At 52.1% G+C, this 24031-nt stretch carries 25 protein-coding genes; 15 read left to right on the forward strand and 10 right to left on the reverse strand.

Features of this window, described 5'->3' with window-relative positions; genetic code table 11:
• Positions 1 to 75 precede the first annotated feature (75 nt).
• The 3 genes from waaA to coaD are packed head-to-tail and all read left to right on the forward strand — an operon-like array spanning position 76 to position 2620.
• The gene (gene waaA / locus DES37_RS19400) at positions 76 to 1350 is read left to right on the forward strand and encodes a lipid IV(A) 3-deoxy-D-manno-octulosonic acid transferase (RefSeq protein WP_036115720.1); all 1275 of its coding nucleotides are present in this window, start codon (positions 76 to 78) and stop codon (positions 1348 to 1350) included.
• Entirely contained in the window at positions 1350 to 2123 is a 774-nt protein-coding gene (locus tag DES37_RS19405) for a glycosyltransferase family 2 protein (protein WP_110027388.1), read from the forward strand. Before waaA ends, DES37_RS19405 begins: the two co-directional genes overlap by 1 nt.
• A complete protein-coding gene (gene coaD / locus DES37_RS19410; RefSeq protein ID WP_110027390.1) occupies positions 2120 to 2620 on the forward strand; it encodes a pantetheine-phosphate adenylyltransferase in 501 nt (166 codons plus the stop codon). Before DES37_RS19405 ends, coaD begins: the two co-directional genes overlap by 4 nt.
• A 4-nt stretch (positions 2621 to 2624) precedes the next feature.
• Here the strand turns inward: coaD and mutM are convergent, their stop codons facing one another.
• The 4 genes from mutM to radC form a co-directional block, all read right to left on the reverse strand.
• Entirely contained in the window at positions 2625 to 3434 is an 810-nt protein-coding gene (gene mutM, locus DES37_RS19415; RefSeq protein ID WP_110027391.1) for a bifunctional DNA-formamidopyrimidine glycosylase/DNA-(apurinic or apyrimidinic site) lyase, read from the reverse strand.
• Positions 3435 to 3611: 177 nt separating this feature from the next.
• Positions 3612 to 3779: a 50S ribosomal protein L33 gene (rpmG, locus tag DES37_RS19420; RefSeq protein WP_036115707.1), complete on the reverse strand. Its 168-nt coding sequence runs from the start codon at positions 3777 to 3779 to the stop codon at positions 3612 to 3614.
• 13 nt (positions 3780 to 3792) lie between these two features.
• On the reverse strand, positions 3793 to 4029 hold the full coding sequence (gene rpmB / locus DES37_RS19425) for a 50S ribosomal protein L28 (RefSeq protein WP_036115703.1): 237 nt from the start codon (positions 4027 to 4029) through the stop codon (positions 3793 to 3795).
• Between the two features lie 217 nt (positions 4030 to 4246).
• Positions 4247 to 4912 (reverse strand): RadC family protein, encoded by a 666-nt coding sequence (radC, locus tag DES37_RS19430; protein WP_036115700.1) that lies wholly within the window; start codon positions 4910 to 4912, stop codon positions 4247 to 4249.
• 185 nt (positions 4913 to 5097) lie between these two features.
• On the opposite strand from radC, the gene coaBC reads away from it, so the two are divergent.
• From coaBC to slmA, 3 genes are all read left to right on the forward strand, one after another.
• Positions 5098 to 6315, forward strand: a complete 1218-nt coding sequence (gene coaBC / locus DES37_RS19435) for a bifunctional phosphopantothenoylcysteine decarboxylase/phosphopantothenate--cysteine ligase CoaBC (protein WP_110027393.1) — start codon at positions 5098 to 5100, stop codon at positions 6313 to 6315.
• A complete protein-coding gene (gene dut / locus DES37_RS19440; RefSeq protein WP_036115695.1) occupies positions 6293 to 6751 on the forward strand; it encodes a dUTP diphosphatase in 459 nt (152 codons plus the stop codon). The genes coaBC and dut overlap by 23 nt, the downstream gene beginning before the upstream one ends.
• A gap of 127 nt (positions 6752 to 6878) precedes the next feature.
• Positions 6879 to 7475 carry a nucleoid occlusion factor SlmA gene (gene slmA, locus DES37_RS19445; RefSeq protein WP_036115693.1) on the forward strand — a complete coding sequence of 199 codons (597 nt, stop codon included), beginning with the start codon at positions 6879 to 6881 and terminating at the stop codon, positions 7473 to 7475.
• A gap of 36 nt (positions 7476 to 7511) precedes the next feature.
• Here the strand turns inward: slmA and pyrE are convergent, their stop codons facing one another.
• Positions 7512 to 8153: an orotate phosphoribosyltransferase gene (gene pyrE / locus DES37_RS19450; protein ID WP_110027395.1), complete on the reverse strand. Its 642-nt coding sequence runs from the start codon at positions 8151 to 8153 to the stop codon at positions 7512 to 7514.
• 112 nt (positions 8154 to 8265) lie between these two features.
• The gene (gene rph / locus DES37_RS19455) at positions 8266 to 8982 is read right to left on the reverse strand and encodes a ribonuclease PH (RefSeq protein WP_036115688.1); all 717 of its coding nucleotides are present in this window, start codon (positions 8980 to 8982) and stop codon (positions 8266 to 8268) included.
• A gap of 123 nt (positions 8983 to 9105) precedes the next feature.
• Here rph and DES37_RS19460 point away from each other — a divergent pair, with 123 nt between their 5' ends.
• The 4 genes from DES37_RS19460 (at position 9106) to DES37_RS19475 (ending at position 13249) form a co-directional block, all read left to right on the forward strand.
• The gene (locus DES37_RS19460) at positions 9106 to 9969 is read left to right on the forward strand and encodes a YicC/YloC family endoribonuclease (protein ID WP_110027396.1); all 864 of its coding nucleotides are present in this window, start codon (positions 9106 to 9108) and stop codon (positions 9967 to 9969) included.
• 186 nt (positions 9970 to 10155) lie between these two features.
• Complete coding sequence (locus DES37_RS19465) at positions 10156 to 11424, forward strand: tyrosine-type recombinase/integrase (RefSeq protein ID WP_110027398.1); 1269 nt, start codon at positions 10156 to 10158, stop codon at positions 11422 to 11424.
• A gap of 131 nt (positions 11425 to 11555) precedes the next feature.
• Positions 11556 to 12329, forward strand: a complete 774-nt coding sequence (locus DES37_RS19470) for a type IV toxin-antitoxin system AbiEi family antitoxin (RefSeq protein WP_110027399.1) — start codon at positions 11556 to 11558, stop codon at positions 12327 to 12329.
• Between the two features lie 5 nt (positions 12330 to 12334).
• Complete coding sequence (locus tag DES37_RS19475) at positions 12335 to 13249, forward strand: nucleotidyl transferase AbiEii/AbiGii toxin family protein (RefSeq protein WP_110027401.1); 915 nt, start codon at positions 12335 to 12337, stop codon at positions 13247 to 13249.
• Positions 13250 to 13289: 40 nt separating this feature from the next.
• Here the strand turns inward: DES37_RS19475 and DES37_RS19480 are convergent, their stop codons facing one another.
• From DES37_RS19480 to DES37_RS19490, 3 genes are read right to left on the reverse strand one after another with little or no spacing between them, the layout of a single operon-like run.
• Positions 13290 to 13535, reverse strand: coding sequence for a helix-turn-helix transcriptional regulator (locus DES37_RS19480; RefSeq protein WP_089564912.1), 246 nt, complete (start codon positions 13533 to 13535; stop codon positions 13290 to 13292).
• A 47-nt stretch (positions 13536 to 13582) separates the two neighbouring features.
• Entirely contained in the window at positions 13583 to 15244 is a 1662-nt protein-coding gene (locus DES37_RS19485) for a DUF927 domain-containing protein (RefSeq protein WP_110027403.1), read from the reverse strand.
• 12 nt (positions 15245 to 15256) lie between these two features.
• Entirely contained in the window at positions 15257 to 15445 is a 189-nt protein-coding gene (locus DES37_RS19490) for a helix-turn-helix transcriptional regulator (RefSeq protein WP_110027404.1), read from the reverse strand.
• Positions 15446 to 15745: 300 nt separating this feature from the next.
• Here DES37_RS19490 and DES37_RS25675 point away from each other — a divergent pair, with 300 nt between their 5' ends.
• Entirely contained in the window at positions 15746 to 15895 is a 150-nt protein-coding gene (locus DES37_RS25675) for a hypothetical protein (protein ID WP_170123795.1), read from the forward strand.
• Here DES37_RS25675 and DES37_RS19495 read toward each other — a convergent pair.
• Positions 15892 to 16239 (reverse strand): hypothetical protein, encoded by a 348-nt coding sequence (locus DES37_RS19495; protein ID WP_110027406.1) that lies wholly within the window; start codon positions 16237 to 16239, stop codon positions 15892 to 15894. The two genes, DES37_RS25675 and DES37_RS19495, sit on opposite strands and share 4 nt — an antisense overlap.
• Positions 16240 to 17266: 1027 nt before the next feature.
• Here DES37_RS19495 and DES37_RS19500 point away from each other — a divergent pair.
• From DES37_RS19500 to DES37_RS19515, 4 genes are all read left to right on the forward strand, one after another.
• Positions 17267 to 17479, forward strand: coding sequence for a helix-turn-helix domain-containing protein (locus tag DES37_RS19500; RefSeq protein ID WP_001293242.1), 213 nt, complete (start codon positions 17267 to 17269; stop codon positions 17477 to 17479).
• Positions 17480 to 17593: 114 nt separating this feature from the next.
• Positions 17594 to 19744 carry a DNA methyltransferase gene (locus DES37_RS19505; protein WP_245930135.1) on the forward strand — a complete coding sequence of 717 codons (2151 nt, stop codon included), beginning with the start codon at positions 17594 to 17596 and terminating at the stop codon, positions 19742 to 19744.
• Positions 19744 to 22395: a hypothetical protein gene (locus DES37_RS19510; RefSeq protein ID WP_110027410.1), complete on the forward strand. Its 2652-nt coding sequence runs from the start codon at positions 19744 to 19746 to the stop codon at positions 22393 to 22395. Before DES37_RS19505 ends, DES37_RS19510 begins: the two co-directional genes overlap by 1 nt.
• Positions 22396 to 22399: 4 nt before the next feature.
• Positions 22400 to 24007, forward strand: a complete 1608-nt coding sequence (locus tag DES37_RS19515) for a DEAD/DEAH box helicase (RefSeq protein ID WP_110027411.1) — start codon at positions 22400 to 22402, stop codon at positions 24005 to 24007.
• Positions 24008 to 24031 lie beyond the last annotated feature (24 nt).

Raw genomic sequence — 24031 nt, forward strand, 5'->3', positions numbered from 1 at the left:
CGGAAAAGATATAGCTTTAACCAGGGTAAATGCTTAGAATTTGCCCCGGCAATAAATGAAAAACCGGATATTAGTTTGGAATTACTATATACCTTTCTACTCTACCTTATTCAGCCATTTGTTTGGTTAAGGCTTCTGCTACGCAGCCGTAAAGCCCCGGCTTACCGGAAGCGCTGGGCCGAACGCTATGGTTTTTGCAGTGGGAAAGTCGCCCCAGAAGGTATCCTGCTGCATTCAGTTTCCGTGGGTGAGACACTGGCAGCCATTCCGCTGGTGCGTGCCCTGCGCCACCGTTACCCGGCTTTACCCATTACCGTTACCACCATGACGCCAACCGGGTCTGAACGGGTTATGTCTGCATTTGGCAAAGATGTTCACCATGTGTACCTGCCTTATGACTTACCCGGTTCAATGAGCCGCTTCCTGGATACAGTTCGCCCCAGGCTGGTCATTGTGATGGAAACAGAGTTGTGGCCGAATATGATTGCTGCCCTGCACACACGCAAAATTCCGTTGGTTGTGGCTAATGCCCGTATGTCGGAACGGTCAGCTAAAGGCTATGGCAAACTTGGTGGTTTTATTCGCAGAGTGCTCGGTAAAATTACCCTGATAGCGGCACAGAACGACGAAGATGGTAACCGTTTTTTGGAGCTTGGCCTCAAACGCAGCCATCTTGCCATTACTGGTAGCCTGAAATTCGATATTTCCGTCACACCAGAACTGGCTGCCAGAGCAGTCACACTACGCCGCCAGTGGGCGCCACGCCGCCAGGTATGGATAGCAACCAGCACTCACGATGGCGAAGAACAAATTATTCTGGAAGCGCACCGTCAATTACTGGCCAGTTTCCCGGACCTGTTGTTAATCCTGGTTCCTCGTCACCCGGAACGTTTCCGCGATGCCGAAGAAATGGCGCAAAAAGCCGGGTTCAGTTACACACTCCGCAGCACTGGTGAGATCCCGTCAGGCAGCACTCAGGTCGTGATTGGTGACACTATGGGCGAATTAATGCTGCTCTATGGCATTGCTGACCTTGCCTTCGTTGGGGGTAGCCTGGTGGAGCGCGGCGGCCATAACCCGCTGGAGCCCGCTGCACATGCAATTCCAGTGCTGATGGGGCCACATACCTTTAACTTCAAGGATATTTGCGCCAGGTTACAGCAGGCAGATGGTCTGATAACCGTTACTGATGCTGCATCACTGGTCAAAACTGTCTCCGGGTTGCTGAACGACGAAGACTATCGCCTGTGGTATGGCCGTCATGCCGTTGAAGTGCTGTATCAAAACCAGGGTGCATTACAGCGCCTGTTGCAACTTCTTCAACCCTATCTGCCTCAACGGAGCCACTAATGGCATACCGGTTATCCGTTGTTATGATTGCCCGTAATGCGGCTGATACGCTGGAAGAGTGCCTGAAATCAGTAGACTGGGCTGATGAAGTGATTCTGCTGGATTCAGGCAGTACCGACGACACCATGGCAATTGCCTCAGCGCATGGAGCTGGTGTGTACTCATCCCCGGACTGGCAAGGTTTTGGTATCCAGCGCCAGCGCGCCCAAAGCTATGCCACGGGCGACTATATTTTGATGATCGATACCGATGAGCGCGTTACCCCAGAATTAAAATCTGCTATTCAGTCAGTACTGAGCACTCCCCCCGGCAATACAGTTTACGCCATCAACCGGCGTAACTTGTTTTTGGGGCGTTTTATGCGCCATAGTGGATGGTATCCAGACCGTGTAACTCGCCTGTATGCCAGGGAGAAGTACCAGTACAACAGCAACCAGGTACATGAGTCACTGGATGCCCCCGGTGCGCCACAAACCCGGTTGCAGGGTGATTTTATCCACCTCACCTGCCGCGACCTGAGTGTCTTTCAGACCAAACAACTGCAGTACGCCACCGCCTGGGCCCATGAACGGCATCAACAAGGCAAGCAAACCTCGGTCATCAGTATTTTCACTCATACAATTGGGGCGTTTGTGAAGACGTTACTGTTGCGGGGAGGTGTACTGGATGGGAAGCAGGGCTGGATACTGGCGGTTGTTAACGCACAATATACCTTTAACAAGTATGCTGAATTATGGGCCCTTAACCACGGTTACATGGAAAAACAGCCATGAGTGTACGCGCGATATACCCCGGCACATTTGACCCAATAACCAATGGTCATATCGACATTATTACCCGGGCATCCAGGATGTTCGACACCTTGATCCTGGCTATTGCCGCAAGCCCCAGTAAAAAACCGTTATTTTCACTGGCTGAACGTGAAGCACTGGCAAAAGACGCTACCGCTCATTTGCCGAATGTTCAGGTAATGGGGTTCAGTGAGTTAATGGCGGAGTTCGCCCGCCAACAAAATGCTCAGGTCCTGGTGAGGGGCGTTCGCGCCGTAGCTGATTTCGAATATGAAATGCAGCTCGCTCATATGAACAGCCACCTGATGCCAGGGCTTGAAAGCATTTTCCTGATGCCATCGCGTGACTGGTCTTTTATCTCTTCAACACTGGTCAAAGAAGTGGCGAGGCATCATGGCGATGTCAGTGCTTTTCTGCCTCCCAATGTGCATCAGGCATTGTTAGCAAAGATAAACACTAACAATAACCCGGCTCCCTGAGGGCTTAATGCTGGCAACACGGGCACCAAAATGTTGTACGTTGCCCGTGTTTACCACTTTTAATCACTGCCCCGCACTGGCGGCATAATTCCCCTGCACGGCCATAAACCTGTAATTCCTGAGCAAAATACCCGGGCTTACCGTCCGTTTGCAGGAAGTCGCGCAGTGTTGTTCCGCCCTGCTCAATTGAGTGAGCCAGTACCGCTTTAATTGCCTGAGTCAGGCGTTTCGCATCATCTGGCGATAACGAATGCGCCACCCTGTCCGGGTGTATCCCCGCCGCAAAGAGTGACTCACTGGCATAGATATTCCCCACCCCCACCACAAGCTTGTTGTCCATCAACCAGGGTTTTACCGCGATTTTTTTACTCCGGCTCTTCTGATACAGGTATTCGGCATTAAACGCCTCTGTGAGCGGCTCAGGCCCTAAATGTGCTAATACAGGGTGCCCTTCCAACTCTGTAGCCCATAACCACGCGCCAAACCGGCGGGGGTCGGTATAACGCAGGCACTTACCGTTAGATAAGATGACATCAACGTGGTCATGTTTTTCTGGTGGCGCATCCTGCGGCAAGACACGCAAGCTGCCAGACATACCAAGGTGAATGATTATCCAGCCCGTAGGGAGTTCCAGCAGCAGGTACTTCGCCCTGCGCTGCACACTCAGTACAGGCACATCACTCAGGCGATAGATTTCATCAGAAACAGGCCAGCGCAGGCGCCCATTGCGAACTTCGACAAACTGAATCGTCGCGCCCACTAAATGGGGCTCAATTCCACGGCGGCTGGTTTCAACCTCAGGTAATTCGGGCATGGCATCCTCTTTGCTCTTTCAGCCTTACCTTGTTGCAGCAAGACCTGGTCACAAACGCATCTGGCAAACAGATTCTAACGTGTCAGCCAGCACCATGATGATATGGGGATTGAAGGCGGGAAATTCCAGGCATAAAAAAACGGCCCCGAAGGACCGTTTCTCACAAAGCCACTAAAATTATTTAATTTTAGCTTCTTTGTATACAACGTGCTTACGAACAACCGGATCGTATTTGTTCAATTCCAGTTTTTCGGGTTTAGTACGTTTGTTCTTCGTGGTGGTATAGAAATGACCAGTACCAGCAGAAGAAACCAGCTTGATCTTCTCGCGAACACCTTTAGCCATGATTTAATTCCTCTTAGTACTTCTCGCCACGGGCACGCAGATCAGACAGAACTGATTCGATGCCTTTTTTATCAATTACACGCATACCTTTAGCAGATACACGCAGGGTTACAAAACGCTTTTCGCTCTCTACCCAAAAGCGGTGAGAGTGCAGGTTCGGCAGAAAACGGCGTTTAGTCGCGTTCAGTGCGTGTGAACGGTTGTTACCGGTCACCGGACGCTTGCCAGTAACTTGGCAGACTCGGGACATGTCTATTCTCCAAAAATCAAATTAGCTCGAGCTTCGTAAAGGGTATCGGCAGCCTCGTCAGGCCTGTACTGGCCTGGTCTTCCGGTTCAATGTGAACTCGTGATGCCAGGCCCAATCGCCAAACCCGAGATTCTCAAAGGTGGCGTAGTATACGCTGACTCAGGGATGTGCTCAAGTCCCGAACAAATAAAGATCCCGGAGGATCGCGTAAATTGCCCTAAATCCACCCTCTTTCTGCGAAAGAAACGGTCTCTCCACGCCCAATAACCAGATGGTCAAGCACACGAATATCCATAAATTGGCAGCTTTCTACCAACCTTTGGGTGATTAACTGGTCAGCGCGGCTGGGTTCGGCCCGGCCCGATGGGTGATTATGAGCGAAAATAACACTCGCTGCATTAAGTTTAATGGCCTGGCGCACCACTTCGCGCGGATAAACCTCAACATGGGTGAGTGTTCCGGAAAACATTCGCTGGTGTTCAATCACTCTGTTATGGTTATCCAAAAACAACACCATAAAAATTTCCCGTTCCTCTGATGCCAGCTCATTTTGTAAAAACTGCCTGACAACATGAGGATTATTCAGCGTATCCATTTCCGCAAGAGCGGATGCGTGAAAGCGGCAGGCCAGCTCAGTAATCGCATTCAGTTCAGCATATTTCGCCACCCCAATACCGCCTACCTTGCGGATTTGAGCCAAATCCGCGCTTAATAAAGCCCTGAGAGAACCAAAATGAAACAGTAACTGGTGTGCCAGCGTCAGCACATGAACACCACGCTTGCCGGTACGTAAAAATAATGCCAGAAGTTCTACATCCGTCAGCACTTTCGCACCATATTTCATGAGTTTCTCCCGCGGGGGAAGCCCTGCCACATTCTCCATCACGCCTCCTGTTGCCACGCCTGCACGTCAAACAGGTGACACAATGCCACCAGCATCTCTTCCTGGCGAATGGCCAACACGCTGGCTGCGAGCCTGTACGCAGAGAATCAAGGGCATCGAAACCCCGTTTGCATGATTTGTGGTAACATGCCGCATCTTGTTTTCATACAGACGGGAACATCACCATGGGCTTGTCCGGTAAAAAAATTGTCCTGGGTATTAGCGGCGGCATTGCTGCCTATAAAACCCCTGAACTGGTACGCAGGTTGCGCGATCATGGCGCAGAAGTGCGTGTTGTTATGACCGAAGCGGCAAAAGCGTTCATCACCCCACTAACTCTGCAGGCCGTATCCGGGCACCCGGTATCAGAAAGCCTGCTGGATACTGCAGCAGAAGCAGCAATGGGGCATATTGAGCTGGGCAAGTGGGCAGACCTGGTGATTCTGGCTCCGGCCACGGCTGATTTAATTGCCCGGGTGACTGCCGGCATGGCAAATGACCTGGTCAGCACAATGTGCCTGGCGACACCTGCCACCGTTGCCGTCGTCCCGGCCATGAACCAGCAGATGTTCCGCGCCACCGCCACCCAACAAAATATTGAACGCCTGGCCGAACGTGGGTTACTTATTTGGGGCCCGGACAGTGGTAGCCAGGCCTGTGGCGATGTAGGGCCAGGCAGAATGCTCGACCCACTGGTAATAGTTGAAATGGCAGAGCAACATTTCGGCCACAGCCAGGACCTGAAAGATCTGAATATCATGATAACAGCAGGCCCAACACGTGAACCCCTGGATCCCGTCAGGTATATTACCAATCACAGTTCAGGGAAAATGGGTTTTGCTCTGGCTGCTGCTGCGGCAAAAAGAGGGGCCAATGTCACTCTGGTCAGCGGGCCTGTGTCACTCCCCACTCCACAAGGCGTACTGCGTGTTGACGTAACAACGGCGCTGGAAATGAATGCGATTGTGCAGCAATCCGTACAAAAGCAGGCAATTTTCATTGGCTGTGCCGCCGTCGCCGATTTCCGTGCCGAACAAATCGCTGCGGAGAAAATAAAAAAACAAAGCGATGAAGACGGGTTGATCATAAAAATGGTAAAAAACCCGGATATCATTGCAGGCGTGGCCGGGTTAACAGAAAACCGCCCTTATGTTGTCGGGTTTGCTGCCGAAACAAGTAATGTGGAAGAATATGCCCGGCAAAAACAAACCCGCAAACACCTGGATTTAATCTGCGCAAATGACGTTTCTGTAGCAGGCCAGGGGTTTAATAGTGATATGAATGCATTGCACCTCTTCTGGCAAGATGGGGATAAAGCGCTGGCGTTAACCAGCAAAACCCAGCTTGGTCAATTGTTACTGGACGAGATCATTACCCGTTATGATGAAAAAAATCGACGTTAAGATTCTGGACCCGCGTGTTGGCCAGCAATTTCCCTTGCCAACTTACGCCACCTCTGGCTCCGCCGGGCTCGATCTGCGCGCCTGTCTTGATGAGGCTTTCGACCTCGCCCCCGGGCAAACCACACTGGTGCCGACCGGGCTGGCTATCCATATTGCAGACCCTTCACTGGCGGCGGTAATTTTACCGCGCTCAGGGCTTGGCCATAAACACGGTGTTGTGCTGGGCAACCTGGTTGGCCTGATTGATTCCGATTATCAGGGGCAGTTAATGGTATCGGTATGGAACCGTGGGCAAACCACTTTTACTGTCGAACCCGGTGAGCGCCTGGCACAAATGGTTTTTGTACCGGTCGTACAGGCTGAATTTAATGTTGTTGAAGATTTTGCCGCTACGGATCGTGGAGAAGGCGGTTTCGGCCATTCTGGCCGCCAATAATAATCCAGGGACAGCCCCGCCAGACATCAGTAATTCGATGATGGCCCCGCAGGTAAATCAGCCTGCGGGTCAGGGTTAATGTGTGGGCATTACCTGGTCATTGCTTATTTCAGGGGTATTTTAGAACATGGCAGAAAAACAAACGGCGAAAAGGAATCGTCGCGACGAAATACTGCAGGCGCTGGCCCAAATGCTTGAATCAAGTGATGGCAGCCAACGTATTACCACAGCAAAACTGGCTGCCACGGTGGGTGTCTCTGAAGCCGCACTTTACCGCCATTTTCCCAGCAAAACGCGCATGTTCGATAGCCTTATCGAATTTATCGAAGACAGCCTTATCACACGTATCAACCTGATATTGAAAGATGAAAAGGATACCACTGCGCGTTTAAGGCTGATTGTGCTGCTTATTTTGGGGTTTGGCGAACGCAACCCAGGGTTAACCCGCATTCTTACTGGCCATGCATTAATGTTTGAACAGGACCGGTTACAGGGGCGTATTAATCAATTATTTGAGCGTATTGAAGCCCAACTGCGCCAGGTAATGCGTGAACGGAAAATGCGTGAAGGCGAAAGCTACACAGTGGACGAAACGCTGTTAGCCAGCCAGTTACTGGCGTTTTGCGAAGGTATGCTGTCACGCTTTGTACGCAGCGAATTTCGCTACCACCCAACTGATGATTTTGAAGCCCGCTGGCCGCTACTGGCCGCTCAGCTGAACTAAAAAAAGGGCCTGAAGGCCCTTTTTTACTGGTGAGGTTTACACACCGTATTGTTCGCGATACTCACGAACCGACGCCAGGTGCTGAGCCATTTCTGGTTTTTCTTCCAGCCAACTGATGACGTCTTTCAGGGTAATAATGGAAATGACTTTGCAGTGGTAATCGCGCTCCACTTCCTGAATCGCGGAAATATCACTGCGCCCACGTTCCTGGCGGTCCAGTGATATCAGTACCCCGGCAAGAGATGCACCATTCGCCTGGATAATCTCCATCGATTCACGAATAGCTGTACCTGCCGTAATCACATCATCCACCAGCATTACCCGGCCTTGCAGCGGGCTGCCAACCAGGTTACCCCCTTCACCATGGTCTTTTGCTTCTTTACGGTTAAAGCAGTAAGGCACATCCCGCTCATGGTGCTCCGCCAGTGCAACAGCGGTTGTTGTCGCAATGGGGATCCCTTTATAAGCCGGGCCAAACAGCAGGTCAAAATCAATCCCGGAGTCCACCAGCGCTTCGGCATAGAAACGCCCCAAAAGTGCCAGATCACGCCCGGTATTAAACAGCCCCGCATTGAAGAAATAGGGGCTGATACGCCCGGATTTCAGGGTAAACTCACCAAACTTCAATACCTGCTTGTTAAGCGCAAATTCAATAAACTGGCGCTGATACGGTTTCATGGATTCGCTCCTTACTGTGGCAATTCTGTTCACGCACGGGTGGCCTGGACATCACTGCCACAATGCGCCAACCCGCGGGCAAAAAAAAGGCGACTCACAGGCCGCCTGAAAATTAATTTTCTAACGCCGCCTTCTGCGACGCGATGATAGATTCGATACCCCCACGAGCCAAAGCCAGCAACGTGAGAAGCTCTTCATGGCTGAACGGCTCGCCTTCAGCAGTGCCCTGCACTTCAATCATGCGCCCGTCTTCCATCATGACCACGTTCATGTCAGTTTCGGCAGCGGAATCTTCCACATACTCCAGGTCACAAACTGCTTCACCATTCACGATACCTACCGATACCGCGGCAACCATCCCTTTCATTGGGTTAGCTTTCAGTTTGCCGTTTGCCACCATCGTGTTCAGGGCATCAGCCAGTGCCACACAGGCACCAGAAATAGAGGCAGTGCGTGTTCCACCATCAGCCTGCAGGACATCGCAGTCCAGCGTGATGGTGTATTCACCCAGCGCTTTCAGGTCTATTGCGGCACGCAATGCACGGGCGATAAGGCGCTGGATTTCCATAGTGCGCCCACCCTGCTTGCCCTTGGCTGCTTCACGCGCGTTACGGGTGTGAGTGGCACGCGGCAACATACCGTATTCTGCGGTTACCCAACCCTGGCCCTGGCCTTTCAGAAAGCGGGGGACGCCTTCTTCTACCGTGGCGGTACACAGTACTTTGGTATCGCCAAACGCCACCAGAACAGAGCCTTCGGCGTGTTTGGTGTAATGGCGAGTAAGAGTGACGGGGCGTACTTGTGTGTTACTACGGCCTGCTGGACGCATGAGTCTTCTCCGGTCAGAAACGAATGTGGCTGCGCATTATACGGACTTCGCGACCTTATTCCTATCCTGATGGGAGCATGCTGGCTATAATCCCCTCATCCATTTATAAAATTGGTTACTGATATGATCCGTAGCATGACCGCCTACGCCCGGCGTGAAATTAAAGGCAACTGGGGCTCAGCCTCCTGGGAACTGCGCTCAGTCAACCAGCGCTACCTCGAAACCTACCTGCGCCTCCCTGAACAATTTCGCAGTCTTGAACCCGTAGTGCGCGAACGTATTCGTGCACGCCTGACCCGCGGCAAAATCGAATGCACCCTGCGTTTTGAGCCAGACAGCCACGCTCAAAGTGAGCTGATTCTCAATGAGGAACTGGCAAAACAGCTGGTACAGGCCGGCAACTGGGTAAAAATGCAGAGTGATGAAGGTGAAATCAACCCACTGGATATTCTGCGCTGGCCAGGCGTGATGTCTGCCAAAGAGCAGGATCTTGATGCCATTACCAGTGAAATCATGGGTGGGCTGGAATCCGCACTGGATGACTTTATCGTTGCCCGTGAAACCGAAGGCCTGGCGCTTAAAGCATTAATTGAGCAACGCCTGGAAGGTGTCAGCACGGAAGTCAGCAAAGTGCGTGCGCAAATGCCGGATATCCTGAAATGGCAGCGTGAACGCCTGGTGAGCAAACTGGATGAGGCGTCTGTTCAGTTAGAAAACAACCGTCTTGAACAGGAACTGGTTCTGATGGCACAGCGGATTGATGTAGCTGAAGAGCTGGATCGCCTGGATGCCCACGTTAAAGAAACCTACAACATCCTGAAGAAGAAAGAAGCGGTTGGCCGCCGGCTGGACTTTATGATGCAGGAATTCAACCGTGAGTCGAATACGCTGGCATCAAAATCTATCAATGCCGAAGTGACCAACTCAGCCATTGAGCTGAAAGTGTTGATCGAGCAAATGCGCGAGCAGATTCAGAATATTGAATGATGTTTGTTGGAAGTCAACAACTGACATAAAACGATTAAAAATCAAATTATTATGTAGATTTGAAGATCATAAAATCCAAAGCTATCCTGTCTTGTTTGGGTAGTTATGGGTAGTAGATTGGGGAGTATTTTCTCGCTATAGTTTGCAGAGTGAGACTGTACTCCCCAATTTTTTTGAGGCTGAAAAGTGGGCAAGTTGCATGATAAAACCGTCAAGAAACTGATCAAGGAAAAACCTTCAGTCCGGCATGCCGATGGTGATGGACTATATCTGATGACCCCCAAGCGCGGCGATGCCTACTGGATGTTGCGCTATACCACCGCGGCCACAAAACTCCGGCGTGAATACACCATAGGCAAGGTAGTTGACTGGTCACTCGCCGATGCCCGGGATGAAGCGGCCAAGCTGAGGTTGGCGATCAAGCGAGAGGGAGCCGATCCGGTTCAGGAAAGACAAAAGGTCAACGGTAATCCCTTCAAGACCCTGAATGATCTGTATGCCGACTATTACCAGCTACGGCAACGGGAAATTGCTACACACGAGAAAGAACGCAGCCTTTACGAACGCGAGATTGCCTGGCGCATTGGCAAAGTCGAGTTGGAGAAGATAAGGCCTCTCGATGTCAGTGAGATCCTGCGCGACATCGCAAACGGCTATGGCGACAAACCGCCGAGGCCAACCATTTCCAACGACGTTATGCGCATGCTCAAGCGCATCTTTGATCACGGCATGAAGTTGGACGTAACCCAGTTCAACCCAGCCAGTCCGTTCCGTCCCAGGGATGCCGACGGGGAGGAACAAGCCGCTAACTACCCAATGACCGAATCCGAAGTGATTGAGTTCTTCACCAAGCTCAGAGCGATCCCGGCACAGTTCAGCCGCGAAAACTACTTAGCATGTGCCCTGCTGATAGCCACCTGTACCAGAAAAATGGAGCTTTTGGCCGCTCCATGGCACGAGTTTGACTTGACGAATCGGCTGTGGCACCTCCCCAAAGAGCGCACCAAGAAACGCCGTGCTATCGATATCCCACTCAGTGAACCGGCACTGTCATGGCTGGAAGAATTAAAGATCCGCAGTTGTGGCAGTGACTGGGTGTTCCCGGCCAGGCGGATAAGCAGGCAGGCTCGCACTCCCCACGTGTGTGAGAACACCCTGAACCATGCGCTGAAAAAGTTGTTTGAGCAGGGCTTCTTCTCGTTTGATAAGCGCCGGGTCCATGATTTGCGCGGTACCGCCAGAACTATGCTCGGTAAGATGGGGGTTGACGACAGCCTTGCCAAGCGTTGCCTGAATCAGCAAGCTGGAAATAGGGTCGATGAGATCTACAACCGGCATGCCTATTTTGAAGAGCGCAAAGAAGCACATACCAAGCTCGGTGAGTGGCTGGCCCCTTTTGTTAATGGCAGTGAGACAAATAAGATTGTCGATTTTGATGCGGTTTGCAAATCATAATTTTCACGGTATTAATTGGCGTGAAATGACAAATATACAAACTGCCAGAAGCAGATTGGTTTGATAAATTCCTAAATCACGTCAATAATTGACGTATATTTTATTGTTTACAAACCACCCTGAGGCTAGCCATGCTCAATACTGAAGCCAGACAGCAGCTGCAGAAGGTGCTGCCCTTGGATATGGTAGCCACCAAATCATGGCTGGAGGCACAAGGGCTCAACTTGCACTTTCTGGACAATGCTGTGCGCAACCAGACCCTGATCCCTCTTGCAGCAGGTGTTTACTCCAGGCAGGAAGCAAGGCTCTCCTGGAAAGGCATCGTTGCCTCTTTGCAGCGCATGTCCGATGCCCCCATCCATGTCGGAGGCTTAACCGCGTTAGAGCTTGAAGGCCTCGGTCATTACCTGTCCAAGGGAAGCAAACCAAGGGTTCAGCTCTATTCCGATGCTGCGCTCCCCAAGTGGCTGGACAGAATCAAGATCCCAGCGCAGATTGAGTGGCACGGTACGCGCCGCCTGTGGCCTGAGACGCTGATGCAAGACGACAAGTATCTCCGGCAAGACACTTGGCAGGCATCACTCCCCCCACTCCGCTATTCCTGTCCAGAGAAAGCCATTCTGGAACTCTTGGCAGCGATGCCCAAGACCATCAGCTTTGAACATGCTGACCAGCTTATGCAGGGACTTCACAACCTCTCACCACGCAAGTTGGATGCCTTGCTGAAAGCCTGTTGCAGCATCAAGGCGAAGCGGCTCTTTCTCTGGTTGGCAGGAAGGCACCAACACGCCTGGCTCAAGCACCTGAAACCTGATTGTTATGAGTTGGGAACCGGTAAGCGACTGATCGCCAAGGGCGGCAGGTTGGAGCCAACCTGGCAAATCACTGTACCGAAGGAGATGTAAAGCACATGGATAGACAAAGCCATTACTACCGACAAGTCCAGCTATTGCTGCAGCTCATTCCCTTCGTTGCCCGGCATGACTGTTTCGCCCTTAAAGGTGGAACGGCTATCAATTTGTTCGTTCGTGACTTTCCCCGGCTCTCGGTCGATATCGATCTGGTTTTTCTACCCATGATGGAGCGGAATGAGGCCCTGAAGACCATCAAGGACAATCTTGGAGCACTGGCCTCGACCATCATGGTCAGTCTCGAAAATACCAAGGTTATCCGTTCGTTTCAGGATAAAGCGGATGCCCTGCGTCTACTGGTGGAGCGTGATGCCGTTCAAATCAAAATTGAACTCTCACCCGTACTGCGCGGCACGGTTTACGAGCCCAGGGTCATGCCGGTCAGTGAAGCCGTTGAAGAAGAGTTTGGCTTTGCCGAAATGGCCGTGGTGAGCTTCTCGGATTTGTATGCAGGCAAAATCTGCGCAGCGCTAGACCGCCAACATCCAAGGGATCTTTTCGACATCAAACAGTTACTCGATAGAGAGGGGATAACCGAGCAACTACGTAAGGCATTGCTGGTATATATTATTAGCCACCCCCGCCCTATTGCCGAGCTGCTAAACCCCCATTTCAAGGACATTACCGGTTTGTATGAGGGGGAGTTTAGCAACATGGCCGAACAGGAAATTCCTCTGGCCGATCTGGAAGCCGCACGAGAACAACTCGTTAGGATCATCAATACATCCCTGACACCACAGGAGCGAGAATTTCTGCTCTCATTCAAGAACTACACACCGAATTGGACCCAGCTCGGATTGGCCGGCATAGACCAGTTACCTGCCGTCCGCTGGAAACTGCAAAATCTGGCCAGGATGAAACCCGAAAAACATGCGGAGGCTTACGCCCGGCTCAAAGACTTGCTGGGAATGTGAAAATCCCCGGCTCTCGAAGGGGCCGGGGAACTTGTCTTGTTTAGGCGACTTTTCTCTGCTCTATCCACCACAGCAGATCCGAAAGCCGCCAGGCTACACAATGAGCACTCAGTTTGACTCGTTTGGGGACTAAGCCTTGTCTCTCCATAGACCACCACTGAGTGCGGCTGACGCCGGTGATCGCCCTGCGATCATGCTCTCTGACCAGTCTTTCACACTGGCCTGACTGACTGAGTACTTGAGCACGGACATCTTCAGTGGGTAATACGAAGGTTTGTTCATTCATTACGTTTTCCTCCGGAGATTGAATGGGAAAAGTGGGAAACTGGGAAATTAGTCATCAAGTTCCAGCTCCTGTATTCCGGCATAGATGCGTTCAGGCCACAGTGCGAAAAAACGATGGGACTTACCTTGGATCATGAGTTTTAGCGTTGCCCGCTCAGGCTCGTTGGTTGCAAGCCATCCCCGCTGGAGCATCGGCATCACCTCACGCATGTACTGGCCAGGCATGTCCAGCTGCCGCAGAAACTGTTTCTTATCGATCAGCCATTGCCGCTCACCATCAAGCTCTCGGATGTAGCCCAGCAAAGAAGTGGCATTTTGATGACCGAGTGGTTGCAGAGCCTTCTCCCATTTCGGCAGCAAAACTTTTAAGCGGGACAGAACTTGGTGTTCCTCAGAGTTCATCACATGACCCCGAGCAGCCAGCCACTGCATCCAAACCTGCTTCACTGAATCGACGGACTCTTCCTCATCCCAGGGCACCAGGTAATTTCTAGAAGCAAGAGAAAGTACCGTTGCAACCAGTGCAAAGCGCTGCAGCACGCGAATTACCTGCGATGACATATTGCTGGTTCGCCACTGATCAACCAACCGCTGGATCTCAGACTTGGCGTAGTGGGCAAGCTCATCCGTCGATGTCAGCAGGTTCATCCATTCGGGGAACAGGCTCCCGTGATACCGGCTGGTCTGCAGCTTCAAATGATCGACAAACAGTTGCGGACACTGAAAGCGATGCAACGCATCAAAAGTGCCAAATCGACCAAAAACAGGTATTTCGACCAAACGGATCTGTTGACCGGCCTTAGGCCGCTTCCCAAGCGATTGAAAAACTTCTGACAGCCAAACTTCACCGCTGCTCAACGCCAATGTCCGCCAGTGAGAAGGTCTGGCGAGTGCTCCGCTTTCCGTTGCCCGCAGCTTACTGGTACCCGCGACTATATGGTAAACAGCAATATCGACGTCCTCTGGCCGTGCCAGGCCAATTTCATCCAGTGCGAGTAACATGTCATGCTGCTCGGCGGCCACCGCCGCCAAGCCATTCGCCGTGGAAATCCAGCTGCGAACGAAAGATCTATCGCTGTAAACCGATGCCGCCAATTCAAGTAGCGATGTCTTCCCGGAGGAGGAAGGCCCGACCAAATGAAAAATACCGTTCTCCACGGCGGCTGGATGTAGCAGCGGCGCGGATAGCGCCACGCCCACCACAAACACCATCAACGGATTTCCGGTACATAGAGCGCCCACCTGTGATTGCCACTGCGCCAAAGTGCCGGCGCATTTCAGCATCGAGTCGTTCAGTTGACCGGCGTAGTAATAAGGTTCAGCGTTTGTACCAACGGACCAATCCTGAGTGACATAAACACTGTCATGCCACCCCGTAGTATCGACACAAATTCCTGAAGGGGCTTTCAGAATCTCTTGCAGCAAATAGCGCTGCAAACGCGACCAGCTTTGTGGATAGGGCTCTAACCAATAGCCCGAATCAATCAGGGCATCACGTACCTGGCGTGACTGATCACCATGTAATACCCGGTTGAATACTATGTCCTGTAGCAAAACACTATCCATGTTGCGCCACTGGATTAACGCACCAAAACCATGTTTACGGGTATTTCGCCGAGTTCTGGCTACAACCCTTATCCACCCGCCAACAATCTGCCAATCGCCCTTTTCAAGGCATTCCAGATGTGCATCAGTTAGACGAAACTCCATTATCGCTTCCTATTACAACTCTGCCATCCAGCGACGAACATCCACCGCTCTGAAACGTACAGCCTTGCCCATTGGATTAGGCTTGATGGGCTGAGGAAACTTGCCAGCTTTGACATAACGGCGCAAAGTTGGCTGGGATAGTTTGGTTAGTGAACACACTTCTTCATACGTGAGTAGATTGTTCAGTGATGCGATATTCATATGTTGGTATCTCCCATAACATCTTGATTTGTCATGAGCGATCATACCGTTCACCGAGTACAATCCTCGTCGCTGGAATTGTCCATTTTGGGCACATTGAGCGATATTTATCGGTGCTGCAAATACAGGAATGAGAACAAAGAATTAAAACTATCAACTCACAAACCAGAATGTAACAAATTGAATTTTAATGACTAAACCCAAACCGTTACATGTCACGCTATTCATTCGTGACATGTAACGCCAGAATTTTTATTCTAAACACTCACAGAACTGTTCAGAATATTCATGGAGAGCGCTATGGCTAAAACACTGAAACAAATGCTGGAAGAACAGCCTGAGCATGTTGTCGCGGCTGCGGCAGAAAAGGCATCATTGATACTGGCAGAGCTGGATAAGAAAAAGCAGCTCGAAGAGGGAGGGAAAATGGATGGCAGTGATCAAAGCTAATCGTCGGTAAAGGTTCGGAAGTCATCATCATAGCTTCCCAAAAGCCATCGTCTCTGATGCCGACGCTTCGCAGACCTTTCCTGCGCAATGCTATGCCGCTGCTTGAACATCCACACGATAATAACCGAAATACCCAGGGCCAATGCCGCAGTCCATTTAAAGCACAGTAGAGCGATCCAAAAGAGCACCATGAGCCTGGGAAGGCGCATATACCAGCAAAGCACACGCCACAACCACACTACCAAAGGCAAACAGATCAACAACCAGACGAAGTTGGTGTTGCCATAGGCCGCCAATCCTGTGACAAAGAGCAGCATCAAGAGAATATTGCCTAGGAATTTCATCGTCGGGGACTCTCCCGAAAAAATTTCACATGTGAAAGTCAGCACGTTTAAAGACAGGCTACCACGGCACAGGAAAATGCAAGCTCTAATCAGCTTAGTTACGTGGTTTTTGATCATCTTCAGACATAGTTTGGTTCGCTTTATAGCTATATAGGCACCAGGCGAACACTGCAGTGAAAAACAGCCAGAGCCCGAACATTCCCCATTCAAAGGCATTCATGATTACCCTCCTGCTAGCGGTATAGAATTCATCATGGATCCAGATCCACGAAATCACAACAACCAATTGAAAGTTATTAACTTTGTTCTGAAAGAACATTTTTAGTGGAAAACGTATTGGCCCACATTCCACACTGGAAAAAAGCTGGCTATTCCTAGCCAATGCCTACCCATTAACTTTCCACATAACTATCTATCTGGAATCTTGGCGCTCAAATTCCACATACGTGGAAACAAAGTTCGAAATCACAGGTTGGAATAAACCCACCGATGCGCCTATCTATCTGGAATCTTGGTGCCAGCATTCCCCTCTGGACTATTACGACTGATATTCCAGAACCTAGATGGAACCTGAGGCGTATGGAACGTTGGCGGATAAATTCCTATCTATCTGGAATTTCAGAGAAGGCAATCGGACTTTCGCGATTACAGCTCACCAAATCACAAATTCGAAGCCTAAGCCCGACGCAATATATGTGGATCATCAAAAACCCATCGAAAAACTACCTCTCAGTCATTATCACTAACGAACACAGGGCAATGACACCCATACTCCATCCAAAAGCGATCTGTTGGTGGCTTTTTGAATGCTGAATCGAGCTGACCGATGACTTAGGGTGTTTTTTGATTGCCCACTATTGGCCGATACTCCGGATTAAAACAGATGAATGGGTACCTATGCGGCATTAAGCGGGTGAAACCAATAGAGGCTCAATGAGTAGTAGCGTATACTCGACAACCAATAGCAATGGTGATAACCACCTCAGCCCCAAATGTCATGGCAGGCCCCACCTATGAGGAGCAAGTAATGTCCGAGATGGATGATCGCTGGTTATCGGTCGATGAGATCAGCCAGTACCTGGGTGTCAGCAGTGACACCGTTTATCGCTGGATTGATAAGCAGGGCATGCCCGCCCACCGCATGGGACGTCTTTGGAAGTTTAAGAAAGATGAAGTTGATGAGTGGGTCAAGGGTGGCGGCGCGGCGGACAGGAGCAAGATGAATGAGCAGGAAGAATAGAAATGACAATTCAGTCGATCTGAATAGAATCCTCCCTGGGAGGCTATCAAGCCCCATGAAAACCACTAGTCCACGACTTCGAAGGGTTGGTAATGGGGCCCTATGGTTAGAATAGTGCAGACAAAGCAAACCATGGAAAGCTGCAGAGGCGACACCTTTGACGGTTGGCCTGCCCGTACCCTGCTGGAGGCGGGCGACATTCCCATTGCCCAAATCGCCGAGCTTGCCCTGCGTGAAGGTCAGAGCTCAAATCCTTTGTACCGGGTCCACCGCTGGTTTGCACGCCGAGTGGGCTCTCAGTTCCGTTCGATCATCACCGCGCTGACCCTTCCCCCTGACAAGACCGACGCCTTTTGGGATACCTATCTCGGAAAGACCTCCGTGCATGGCGCCGTCGTTCTCGATCCCTTCATCGGCGGCGGGACAAGTTTGGTGGAGTCCATGCGCTGCAACGCCCGGGTGATTGGTTTTGATATCGACCCGGTCGCGACCTTTATTACCCGATTTGAATTGGCCGCCTCCCTAATGGAGGATCACTATCCGGAAATCGAGCAGATCTGCAATGAGATCGCCCAACTCATTATGCCGTTGCATCGAACTATGGTGGACGGTGTCGAACGGGATGTTCTTCATCATTTCTGGGTCCAGGTGAAGCAGTGCTCGAATTGCCAGAACGACGTAGAGCTCCATCCCCATTTCCAACTGGCCTACTCCAAAGAGAAGGGCCTGCAGTGGGTATTCTGCAAGGACTGTCATGCGGTCCACGAATTGCCGATTGAACGCAAGGTGCTGCACTGCTCTTGCGGCAAGCGCACCACTATCAGCGTGGGCACGCACGGCAACGGGATCATGACTTGCCCGACCTGCAAGCACACACAAAAGATCGCAGCGGACGACCTTGACGGTGCCGAACGTCCCGCTTGGAGACTCTTTGCCCAGGAGTATCTGGTCGGAACCGGCAAGAACTGCACTAGGCATTTCAAGCGTGTCGAAGAGGCGGACAAGGCATTGTACGACCGAGCCACCCGTAAGCTGCGGATGATCGGGGGTGGCTTGCTTGTGCCGGCGAGAAGCATTCCCCGCGAGGGGCGTTCGGATGGACGACCTCTGATCCACGGGATTCGGCATTACGCAGACTTTTTCAATGACCGGCAGAAGCTCCACCTGCACCTTCTCGGTTCGGCCATTGGCCGAGTGGAAAGCGATGAGGCGCGGCGCTGCCTTGAGTTGGCCTTCAGTGAGCATCTCACCACGAACTGCATGTACACGGCCTATGCGTTTGGCTATCGCAGAACGAGCCCAATGTTCTCCATTCACTCATACCGGCACATCACTCGTCCGGTTGAGCTGAACCCTTGGCAGGATGGCGTTGGACGGGGGACGTTCATCAACACAGTCCGGAAAATATCAAAGGCAATTGCCTTTGCCAAAGCGCCCGAGGAGCTGCATCCGGAAGGCACCAGAGTCGCTTATGAAGATGATTTCGAGCGCGAACAAGCCTGCCTTGGCTCTGTCGATGATGTATTGAGCGGCAGCGCCACGGCGGCTATTGAAACCCAGTCTTCCGAGGAACTCCATTTACTACCGGATGGCTCAGTGGATCTCGTGCTGACCGATCCGCCGTATTTCGACAATCTGAGCTACTCGGAACTCTCGGACTTCTATTTGGCCTGGCATCAGGCTTTGAGAATCGCACCGTCCCCGTATGACGATAACGTCACTTCGGCTCCGATACTGCAGAACCTGGCCATCACGCGACGGTCCGACGAAGCCATCAAGGGATACCAGGAACGGCTTCAGCAGATTTTCATGGAATGCAATCGAGTGCTTAAGCCGGATGGGATCTGCGTGTTCACCTACCATCATAAACTCGCATCGGCGTGGGATGCTCTCGGCACGGCTCTACTTCATTCGGGACTCTCGGTAACCAAGGTGCTGCCCATGCGTGGCGAAGGCCAAGGAGGCCTTCACACTTACGATGGCACCATCAAGTGGGACGCGGTGCTGGTCTGTCGCAAGAAGAAAGGCGTCATCAAGAGGGGCGTTCCGGTCATCAGCGAAACCGCCTTCAAAGACGCTGTCTTGGAGGCGGAATCTCACTTTGAGACCTTGTCCGCCCATAAACGGATCGGCTTCAAAATACCTGATTTCACAAATTTGGCTCGGGCGTTGGTCGTCAGTAGAGGTTTCTTAGGCGAGGCGGATACCAGCACACGACCGATGTCGGATGCATTGAAGAACATACCAACCCCGGGAGAGTTGTGATGGCGAAACTCGATAAAGGAACGCTTGCCCTAACATTCAAATTCGATTGTGACCGGTTTCTCCGGTTTCGACTGGCCAGTGATGCTGAAAGGGACTCACTTGGGATCTCTGCCGAAACCTACAAACGCCCTGGTATTGAACTTATCAAAGCAGCCGGGCGGCGTTGGGAAGCCGACAAATACCAGGATCTGATCGACACCTCGGATGATGGGAAAGTTGTGTTCCTTCTCGAGGACAAGGTCGATGATCTTCTGGGACGGAAGCCCTTCAAGAAAATCCAGAACCTTTTTGACATCCTCCGGCAACAGGAGCCACCCCAGGCAATTATCGAGGCGGAGTTCACGGTTCCCACAAACATCACTCCCGGCCTTCAAAAGGCATACGACGATTTCGGTCTCGACCAGGTAAGAGTGCGCCCGGACATCCTTTGGATACATCCAGGTGGTACTGGTGCGCCGCTGATTGGCAATGGGACTGTGCCTGAATACGAAATCCATATCATTGATGTGAAAATGGCTGCGGAGCCATCCCTGCGGCACTTCACGGAAGTGACCTACTACGCTCTGGCATTGGCCACAGCCATCCAGCAAGAAGGTCTTGGCGGCAGATATGCCGTTTCGGCGGAAGGCACCATCTGGCCAGGAAGCCATGACATCAATGCGTTCAGGAATCTGGTCCAGCTTTATCAGGCCAAGGGAGCCGCAGATCCTGTTTCCAAGGCCCTCAGCGAAACGTTGATTCGGGTTCCGTATGAGGTCTATGAAGTCCACGTGAAGCAGTTTTTCGAGGATCGTCTTCTCAGGGTTCTGCAGACCGACATGGAGGATGCCAGTTGGCATGTCGGTCCCAAGTGCCAGCTTTGCGACTACGTTCGCTATTGCCGAGATAAGGCATCTGAATGCGATCATCTTTCCCGGCTGGCCTGGCTCAATCAAGGGCAGGCGGAACTTCTCCGTTCAAATGGCATTACCACTACGGCGGGACTGACTGAAGCCGTGACTACCGCCGATGATCGGTGGCAATCCGTTATCGACTCCAGCCACCAGTTGCGGGCGGATGGGCCAGCGCTGGCAACTCGCGCCCGTTCCTTGACCGAGGGGGCACCCTTGCCGGTCGATGGACGGCGCAGCGCCATGATCCCCGCGTGGACTGACCAAAGCATCTTTATCACGATTCATTTCGACCCGGGCTCTGGTATCTCCTTTGCCCTGGGCGCGGCGCGGCTCTATTTCCCGCACGGCCGCAAGCCGGGCGATCCTCCGGTGACGGACGAAAAGATTTTCATCGTTGACCGTGTCGATGCGATGAACCCGGAAACGGAGCGCGAGAGGCTGAAGGAATTTGCGACCGTGGTTTCTGAGTGGTTAGATGAGGTGTCAACCGTCAATACAGGTCTACCCGCCCGTGACCGGCTATCTTCCCATATCTTCTTCTGGGACATGCTGGAGATGCGACAGCTCAAGCGCATGTTCGAGCGTCATATGCAGAACCCTGACGTGATCGAACTGATCGAGATACTTACCCGATTCTTCCCACCGGACAGCCTGTTGCCCGATCCGGATGCTTTCAAGTCCCAGCCTGGGACAATCGTCAAGGAAGTCCTGCGAATGCTCGTTGGGCTGCCGGTTGCCCACGATTACTCCCTGTTTGATGCAGCGAACAGTTTCTTCCCAAATGTTCGGGAGGATGGAACCCCGTATAAATTCGATCTGCCTTTTGGGTTCGCTACCCCAATGAGCGATCAGATCCCCTTCGAACGTGCCTATGAGCTGTGGCAGGACAAAATTTTCGTCCGCCATTTCAATAAACTTCACCCTACTGACCCGTCCAAGTGGAGACGCTACACCCGGGACGAACTCTACGATGGCATTAAGCGGGCCACTAAGGTTCACCTGCAAGCTTTGCAGCACATCGTCCGGCGACTGCGTGAAAATTACAAAGACCGGTTGGTGCTGAAAAAGAGCGGCTTCTCTGCCGCACGATCCTCCCAGGCAAGTGTTCCGGAGGCGGCAAGAAGCCTGATCGCTTTTGAGAAGCTCAATGTCGCATGCCAGGAAATGGAGAACCGGAACACTCGCTCAATGCCCGTCGATGAACGGGAGGCGAGGTTTTTCTCGATACGCGGGTTGACCTTGAAGCCTCAAGCAGAGGCTGATCCGATCATCGATGAGATCAAGTTCGCGAATCCACAGTACCAACACGAAACGCTCTATGTTTTCGATTTTTCACCGACCAGCAGGGATTCCAGAATCAAGGAAGGCGAATTTACCGTCGCGCTGTCCAACGAGAATGAATACGTGGATCTCGACGAACCGTGGCGTCGGCGACTTGGACTGGGTTTCCAGGATGCAGAAGAACTGCTGGGCGAACACGGCCTGACCGAGCGGTGGATGACGAACAAGTCGATAGGGGCATTGCTTCAGGTAGAGGTCATTCGGTTGGAGGCCATGCAGGACAATCCCTATGTGGTTCTTAAGCCAGGTCACCAGGTGCTCTTTCAGTTTGCCGTCGCCCAAGGACTCGTGGCACTCGACTCACCGCTTGTCCTCGATCCGATGTACCGGGACTTCTCGAGCGACAGGATAGAAAAAGCATTGAGGTCTGTCGGCGGCAAGGCAGCACCGATCAAACGTGCCAGGAAGCGGAGGTAAGGCAATGGCTAAGAGACCGACAAAAATGACCGAACCAGCCCATAGCCTGATGTATACACCCGGCTCGCTGGCAGCAGGAAAAACATTCGCCGACACCAACCAGTTGTACGCGAAGGTAACACCATATCTGAAGGATGCCTTTAACGAAAAGCAGGAATCCCTTTTTCACGATGCATTCGGAAACAGGATTTCTTTGCTTTGGGGGCCGCCGGGTACAGGAAAGACCACGGTCTTGGCCGGGACTATTCTTGGGTGGATTGAACATTACGCCGAGGCGGGAATTCCGCTGCGTGTCGGTATCGGGTCTAGCAACTACAACGCTATCGATAACGTCCTCAACGAAGTCCTGGAACTGATCAACAGGCGGACGACCACGGTCGGAGCGTTAGCTTGCCCAGTTCGTGTTACAAGGGTGAGGAGCGCCTCCTCCGCGCCTCCCTTGAGTGATCAGATCGAAGATATGCCGAGTACCTCCGCAAGGGCTCAGGGCTTTGTGAATGCCCTGAAAGGCGACGATCCCGGGATCATCATCGTAGGGGGCACCTGGCAGCAACTTGGGCGACTTGCCGAGAAAGATCACCAGGATAGCGAACCGACAGCCGAATGGTTTGATCTTCTGGTGATCGACGAGGCATCACAGGTTCAGGTTGCTGCGGCTGCGGCCTACTTTCTGCTTTTGAAGCCTGATGGGCATGTTGTCCTTGCAGGTGACGACCGGCAGCTTGGGCCGATCTACGGCTTCCAGATGAAGGATAGCGTTCAAGGGCTGTTTGACTGCATTTTCTCTTACATGAAGGAGACCCACGGCATCACCCCGGTGCAGCTTAAACACAACTACCGGACCAACGTGGAAATTTCCGCATGGCCCTGTAAGCGTTTTTATAAGAACGAATACGAGGCGTTCTTCCCCGAGAGAAAGCTGGATCTCGCCATCAATATTGATGGAAGACCAGCCGACTGGCCTGAGCAGTTGCCATGGTCCGACCAGTTTCTCCGCATTCTGGACCCAGACTGCCCTGTGGTGGTGATCAGCTACTCCGCCAACACCTATACATTATCGAACCCTTTCGAGGCGCAGATCGTTTCCGCTTTGACCCTTTTGTACAAGAAGCTGGTCGACGCACAACAGTTTGGAGTAAGCGCCCAGAAGTTTTGGACGCAGAAAATCGGCATCGTCACTCCCCACCGAGCCCAGATGGCATCCATCAGAAATCTGCTCGTGGACGCAGCCGGTATGACGATGGACCCGCCTCCATTTGTGGACACTGTAGACCGGTTCCAGGGTCAGGAACGCGACCTCATCCTTTCCAGTTACGTGGTGGCCGACCGGGATTTTGTTGCGTCAGAAGATGCGTTCATCCTAAGCCCACGACGATTCAATGTGACGCTGACCCGAGCGAGAAGCAAGTTTGTGATGCTTATTAGCGACGCGCTTCTCCAGTATCTGCCATCCGATCCGGACGTGGCCCGTGACGCCGCTCACCTACAGCTCTTCGCCGAGCAATATTGCAGTTCGGTATTCGACACCATCGACTTGCCGTTCTTTGAACGCGGGGTTCTGTCGACCATGAGATGCAAACTAAGGGGGCGATGTGAGAATGGAGGGGAATAGATATTATGAATTCTAAACCTGAAG

It is taken from the genome of Mangrovibacter plantisponsor, assembly GCF_003182475.1.
Taxonomy (GTDB): domain Bacteria; phylum Pseudomonadota; class Gammaproteobacteria; order Enterobacterales; family Enterobacteriaceae; genus Mangrovibacter; species Mangrovibacter plantisponsor.

Coding starts and splice junctions, on each gene's coding strand:
- DES37_RS19405 (WP_110027388.1), top strand. CDS start 1,350: ATGGCATACCGGTTATCCGTTGTTATGATTGCCCGTAATGCGGCTGAT.
- coaD (WP_110027390.1), top strand. CDS start 2,120: ATGAGTGTACGCGCGATATACCCCGGCACATTTGACCCAATAACCAAT.
- mutM (WP_110027391.1), bottom strand. CDS start 3,434: ATGCCCGAATTACCTGAGGTTGAAACCAGCCGCCGTGGAATTGAGCCC.
- rpmG (WP_036115707.1), bottom strand. CDS start 3,779: ATGGCTAAAGGTGTTCGCGAGAAGATCAAGCTGGTTTCTTCTGCTGGT.
- rpmB (WP_036115703.1), bottom strand. CDS start 4,029: ATGTCCCGAGTCTGCCAAGTTACTGGCAAGCGTCCGGTGACCGGTAAC.
- radC (WP_036115700.1), bottom strand. CDS start 4,912: ATGGAGAATGTGGCAGGGCTTCCCCCGCGGGAGAAACTCATGAAATAT.
- coaBC (WP_110027393.1), top strand. CDS start 5,098: ATGGGCTTGTCCGGTAAAAAAATTGTCCTGGGTATTAGCGGCGGCATT.
- dut (WP_036115695.1), top strand. CDS start 6,293: ATGATGAAAAAAATCGACGTTAAGATTCTGGACCCGCGTGTTGGCCAG.
- slmA (WP_036115693.1), top strand. CDS start 6,879: ATGGCAGAAAAACAAACGGCGAAAAGGAATCGTCGCGACGAAATACTG.
- pyrE (WP_110027395.1), bottom strand. CDS start 8,153: ATGAAACCGTATCAGCGCCAGTTTATTGAATTTGCGCTTAACAAGCAG.
- rph (WP_036115688.1), bottom strand. CDS start 8,982: ATGCGTCCAGCAGGCCGTAGTAACACACAAGTACGCCCCGTCACTCTT.
- DES37_RS19460 (WP_110027396.1), top strand. CDS start 9,106: ATGATCCGTAGCATGACCGCCTACGCCCGGCGTGAAATTAAAGGCAAC.
- DES37_RS19470 (WP_110027399.1), top strand. CDS start 11,556: ATGCTCAATACTGAAGCCAGACAGCAGCTGCAGAAGGTGCTGCCCTTG.
- DES37_RS19475 (WP_110027401.1), top strand. CDS start 12,335: ATGGATAGACAAAGCCATTACTACCGACAAGTCCAGCTATTGCTGCAG.
- DES37_RS19480 (WP_089564912.1), bottom strand. CDS start 13,535: ATGAATGAACAAACCTTCGTATTACCCACTGAAGATGTCCGTGCTCAA.
- DES37_RS19485 (WP_110027403.1), bottom strand. CDS start 15,244: ATGGAGTTTCGTCTAACTGATGCACATCTGGAATGCCTTGAAAAGGGC.
- DES37_RS19490 (WP_110027404.1), bottom strand. CDS start 15,445: ATGAATATCGCATCACTGAACAATCTACTCACGTATGAAGAAGTGTGT.
- DES37_RS25675 (WP_170123795.1), top strand. CDS start 15,746: ATGGCTAAAACACTGAAACAAATGCTGGAAGAACAGCCTGAGCATGTT.
- DES37_RS19495 (WP_110027406.1), bottom strand. CDS start 16,239: ATGAAATTCCTAGGCAATATTCTCTTGATGCTGCTCTTTGTCACAGGA.
- DES37_RS19500 (WP_001293242.1), top strand. CDS start 17,267: ATGTCCGAGATGGATGATCGCTGGTTATCGGTCGATGAGATCAGCCAG.
- DES37_RS19510 (WP_110027410.1), top strand. CDS start 19,744: ATGGCGAAACTCGATAAAGGAACGCTTGCCCTAACATTCAAATTCGAT.
- DES37_RS19515 (WP_110027411.1), top strand. CDS start 22,400: ATGGCTAAGAGACCGACAAAAATGACCGAACCAGCCCATAGCCTGATG.